This is a genomic window from Micromonospora deserti (assembly GCF_003236335.1).
GTDB lineage: Bacteria > Actinomycetota > Actinomycetes > Mycobacteriales > Micromonosporaceae > Micromonospora > Micromonospora deserti.
Genome location: NZ_POUB01000406.1, coordinates 1 through 3,969, shown reverse-complemented (window position 1 = coordinate 3,969; position 3,969 = coordinate 1). Strand labels below are relative to the sequence as shown.

The 3,969-nt window shown below is 75.7% G+C and carries 3 protein-coding genes; 1 reads left to right on the top strand and 2 read right to left on the bottom strand.

The window, feature by feature from the left end:
• Positions 1-116 precede the first annotated feature (116 nt).
• Both C1I99_RS34355 and C1I99_RS33540 read right to left on the bottom strand, forming a co-directional pair.
• Positions 117-503, bottom strand: coding sequence for a hypothetical protein (locus tag C1I99_RS34355; protein ID WP_233512799.1), 387 nt, complete (start codon positions 501-503; stop codon positions 117-119).
• A 483-nt stretch (positions 504-986) separates the two neighbouring features.
• On the bottom strand, positions 987-2,132 hold the full coding sequence (locus C1I99_RS33540) for a S1C family serine protease (RefSeq protein WP_438941465.1): 1,146 nt from the start codon (positions 2,130-2,132) through the stop codon (positions 987-989).
• A gap of 491 nt (positions 2,133-2,623) precedes the next feature.
• Here C1I99_RS33540 and C1I99_RS30160 point away from each other — a divergent pair.
• Positions 2,624-3,969 (top strand): ribonuclease D (locus tag C1I99_RS30160; RefSeq protein WP_111137568.1); only part of this gene is annotated, 1,346 nt, incomplete at its 3' end.

The window sequence follows — 3,969 nt, the reverse complement described above, 5'->3', positions numbered from 1 at the left end:
GCCTAAACCCCACCCCCGCCCAGCTGCGTCGATCATGGAGTTGTGGTGGGCGGGATGCCCCGCTGTGCCCCCTTCGGGGAGCACCACAACTCCATGATCGACCGCGGGTGGTCAGGTCAGAGGTAGTTCTCGGCCTCGTCGCAGACCTTCTCCATGCCCTGGGTGGCCTTGTCGTAGGCGGCCCGGTTGCCGGCCGCTGCGGCGCCAAGGGCGGTGGTGAGCTTGTCGAGGCAGTTGGCGATGACCTTCTTCTGCCGGGCCTGCTCGTCCCGGTCGTTGCGGGTGCCGGTGAGGTCCTGCTCGGTGTCGTCGAGCTCGTCCCGCACCGTCTGCAGCTCCGCCGTGAGCTTCTCGATCTCGGTGGCGTTCGCCGCGATGGTGCCGTCGCGCTCGCTGACCTGCTTCTCCGCCCGGCTCAGATCACCGCTCGTGGTCACGAACAGGCCGGTCATGACCCCACCCAGGACGAAGAGCAGCCCGGCCACCACGGCCAGGATCAGCACCGCCCGCCCCTTGCCGGCGGCGGGTGCCGCGGACGGCGGCCCCGGCAGAGGCGGACCGGGCAGGGGCGGCGCCGACATCGGCGGCCCAAACGCCGGCCCCGAGACCGGCGGCGCCGACATCGGCGGCCCAAACGCCGGCGTGGCAGCCGGCGGCACGGACATCGGCGGCCCAAACGCCGGCGTGGCAGCCGGCGGCACGGACATCGGCGGCGCGGCGGGCGGCGGGGAGCTGACCGGTGCGCCGTAGGGGGCGGGTCCGGCCGGGGTGCCGTACTGCCGCGGGGTTCCGTATGTGGTGCCGGGCGCACTGCCGCCCGACGGCGGCTGACCGGGCGCAGCCGGGGGCTGCGGCGGGTAGGGCGGCGGGAAGCCGTCCGACCCGGACGCTGGCTGGGACATTCGTACTTTCCTCCACGTGATCTGGTCCCGGCGGAGCGTTCCGCCGGGCCGGTACGACAGGTGCGGGGTCGGGGGCTGACCGGGTCAGCAGATCTTGAAGCCGTCGCAGGCGGTGTCGATCGGCACGGCGAGGCCGATCCCCTCGGCGTCCCGGGCCTTGGCGGTGGCGATGCCGACCACCTGCTTGCTGCCGTTGATCACCGGGCCGCCGGAGTTGCCGGGGTTGATCGGGGCGTCGAACTGGATGACCGGGCCCTCGCCTGCCTGGGCCTTGCGGAAGGCGGAGACCACGCCGGTGGTGACGCTGTCCGCCAGCCCGAGCGGCGCGCCGACCACGACGATCTGCTGCCCGGGCTTCACCGCGGCGGGCGCGGCCACCAGGCCGGTGAACTTGCCGGTGGTCCGCAGGTGAGCGATGTCGTTGGTTTCGTCCACCTTGACGATGGTGGCCGGGAAGCGCTGGTCGGTCCGCTCCAGGAAGACCTCCCGGCCGCCGCCGTTCCAGACCCCCTCCACCACATGGAAGTTGGTGAACAGGTTGGTGCCCCCGCCGGTCACCGGCTTGCCCACCGCGAACGCGGTGCCGGTGAACTGGCCGGCGCGCACGCGGAACACGCTGGGCAGCACAGCGCTCGCGATGGCCTCCGGATTGAAGGCGGCGCCGGCCTGCTTCTCCAGCGCCCCCGCCCGCTGCTCCAGGCCGTCGAGCCGGACGCCGGCGCCGTCCTGCGCCTGCGCGAGCCGGCGGTCGGTGTCGCCCAGCCGGTCGCCGAGCCGGTGGATCTGGTACGCCTGGACCCCGGTGACCACGGTCAGCACGGCCGCGAGCACGAGCGCCGTAACGGTGAGCCAGCGACCCGGACCGGGGCGGGTGTTGGCGGGCCGGGTCGCCGCGGGCCACACCGGCCCGGTGTACGGCTGGCCCGGCCCGGTGTACGGCTGGCCCGACGGGGTGTACGGCTGGCCCGACGGGGTGTACGGCTGGCCCGGCGGGGTGTACGGCTGGCCCGGCGGGGTGTACGGCTGGCCCGGCGGGGTGTACGGCTGATTCGCCCCGGCCGGGAACGTGGGCCCGATCGGCGGGTGTCCCGGGGCCGGCGGCTGCCCGGCGGCGGGCGCCGTGACGGTGGCCCCGGCGGCGGGCGCCGTGACGGTGGCCCCGGTAGCGGGCGCCGTGACGGTGGCCCCGGCGGGCGGCCAGCCACTCGGATCCGCCGACTGTCCCGGCACCGACGGGTGACCGGCGGCCGGTGCCGCGACCGCGGCCCGGGCGGCCGACGGCCAGCCACCCGGATCCGCTGGCGGGTGACCGGTCGGGGCGGGCGCGGACGGCGTACCCCACGGGGTCGGCTGCGGCGGATGGCCGGCAGCGGCCGGCGGAGGGTACGCCGACCCGGACGCCGGGTGCGGCTCGATGCGGGGTGGCAGCGGCCCGGGGCGGCTCTCGCCGGCGGGTGCCGGCCAGCCGTGATCGGCGCCGTGCGGCGTCGTCGCACCGCCCGATTCGTGTCCCGCAGTCATGCACGTCCTCCCCGTAGACGCCCGAACAGTCGCCGGCTGCGGTGCCTGCGCCCGCGCTGCGGCCCGATGGACCGTACCTGCGCGAACGGGGTTTGTCTTCCCCGATGTCCGGCTCACGGGAGGACACCTGGCGGCCACCTCACCGACACACGCCGGACGGCTGCGCCCGCGTGTCCCCGGTCGCGCACTAGGGTTGTCAGGTGACCGACGAACCACCCCAGCGCCGTCGGGCCGCCGAAAGCCGTACGGGAAGCCCACCGCACCACCCGCCGCCGGCCCTGCCGGAACCGCCGGGCGCGGGGGCGGAGCCGAGCGCCGGCGGGCCCGTTCCGCTGACCGCCCCCCGTGAGGGCACGCCCCGGCCGGTGGCCACCCCCGCCGAGTTCGACGAGGTCGTGGCCCGTTTCGCCGCGGGCACCGGCCCGGTCGCCCTGGACGCGGAACGCGCCTCGGGCTACCGCTACAGCCAGCGCGCCTACCTGGTGCAGTTGCGCCGTGCCGGCGCCGGCACGGCGCTGATCGACCCGCTACCGCTGCCCGACCTGACCGCCCTCGACGAGGTGATCGGCGAGGCCGAGTGGGTGCTGCACGCCGCCAGCCAGGATCTGCCGTGCCTGGCCGAGCTCGGGCTGCGCCCGCGCCGGCTCTTCGACACCGAACTGGCCGCTCGGCTGGCCGGATTCGAGCGGGTCGGCCTGGCCGCGCTGACCGAGCAGCTGCTCGGGTTCGGCCTGGAGAAGCACCACTCGGCGGCCGACTGGTCGAGCCGGCCGCTGCCGGAGTCCTGGCTGACCTACGCCGCGCTCGACGTGGAGCTGCTGGTCGACCTGCGCGACGCGCTCGACGAGGAGCTGATCCGGCAGGGCAAGTCCGAGTGGGCGGCGGAGGAGTTCGCCGCGCTGGTGCGTACCGGGGCGCGCCCGCCCCGGGTGCGTGCCGAGCCGTGGCGGCGCACCTCCGGCATCCACCGGGTGCGCGGGGCGCGGGCCCAGGCCCGGGTCCGGTCCCTGTGGTACGCGCGGGACCAGATCGCGGCCCGGCGGGACGCCGCGCCGGGCCGGGTGCTGCCGGACTCGGCGATCGTCGCCGCCGCCGAGCTGGACCCGAAGGACGAGAAGAGCCTGCTCACCCTGCCCGGCTTCGGCGGCCGGTCGGTGCGCCGGCTGGCCCGCACCTGGCTGGCCGCACTCGACGACGCCCGGCAGTTGCCGGACGACGCGCTGCCGGTGGCCCCGACGGTGGAGGGTCCCCCGCCGCCGCACCGCTGGGCCGAGCGGGATCCGGTGGCCGCGGCCCGGCTGGCCCGCTGCCGCGAGGTGGTGGTCCGGATCGCCGGCGAGCACACCCTGCCGCCGGAGAACCTGATCGCCCCCGACTCGATCCGTCGCCTCGCCTGGGTCCCGCCCGAGGAGATCACCGAGCAGACCGTCGCGGAGACCCTGCGCGGCTTCAACGCCCGCGAGTGGCAGATCCGCCTCCTCCTTCCCGCCCTGGCTCTTATACACATCTCCGAGCCCACGAGACTAGCGCTCAACTCGTATGCCGT